Genomic DNA, 1,055 nt, shown 5'->3' with positions numbered 1-1,055 from the left:
CAGGCGCGCCCCGCGCTGACCGCGGCCGAGCGCCCGGAGCGGGTCCCGCTCTCCTTCGCACAGCGCCGCCTGTGGTTCCTGCACCGCATGGAGGGTTCGAGCGCCACCTACAACATCCCCCTGGCGCTGCGGCTCTCGGGCGACCTCGACGAGCAGGCGCTCCGGGGAGCGCTGGCCGACGTCGTGGCCCGCCACCAGAGCCTGCGGACCGTCTTCTCCGAGAGCGACGGCGTGCCGTTCCAGCGGGTGCTGGACCCCGACGAGGCCCGGCCCCGGGTGCCGCTCACCGCGATCGGCCACGAGCGTCTGCCCGAGCGGCTCGCTCAGGCCGCCCGCCACCCCTTCGACCTGGCGAGCGAACCTCCGCTGCGCGCCGAGCTGTTCGAACTGGCGCGGGACGAGCACGTGCTGCTGATCGTGATCCACCACATCGCCGGCGACGGGTGGTCGACCGGACCGCTCTCCCGGGACCTGGCGACGGCGTACACGGCCCGCTGCCAGGGCGGCAAGCCGGAGTGGGCGCCGCTGCCGGTGAGTTACGCGGACTACACCCTGTGGCAGCGGGACCTGCTCGGCGACCCCCGGGACGAGAACAGCGTCTTCGCCCGCCAGCTCTCGTACTGGACAGGTCAACTGGCCGGACTGCCCGAGCGGATCACGCTGCCCACGGACCGGCCGCGGCCGCAAGTCGCCTCCTACCGGGGCGGACTTCTGCTGGTCGAGGTGGACCCGGCCCTGCACGCCGGGCTGGCCGCGCTGGCCCGGCGCTCGGGCGCCAGCATGTTCATGGTCCTCCAGGCCGCGCTCGCCGCCCTGCTCGGACGCCTCGGCGCGGGCACCGACATCGCCGTCGGCAGCCCCATCGCGGGGCGCACGGACGAGGCTCTGGACGACCTGGTCGGCTTCTTCGTCAACACCCTCGTCCTGCGCACCGACCTGTCCGGCGACCCGTCGTTCACGGAACTGGTGGGCCGGGTGCGGGAGTCGGCGCTGGAGGCGTTCGCGCACCAGGACGTGCCGTTCGAGCATCTGGTGGAGGTGGTCAACCCCGCGCG

Annotated in this window: 1 protein-coding gene; it reads left to right on the top strand. The window is 73.8% G+C overall.

Annotation, left to right across the window (positions count from 1 at the left end; genetic code table 11):
* The coding region (locus tag ACWEN3_RS46915) for a condensation domain-containing protein (protein ID WP_452984609.1) at positions 1–1,055 on the top strand (1,055 nt) is incomplete at both ends.

The sequence above is a fragment of the Streptomyces sp. NPDC004561 genome (assembly GCF_053602155.1).
The sequence above is the reverse complement of the archived record's forward strand: the minus strand, read 5'-3'. Positions and strand labels throughout refer to the sequence as shown.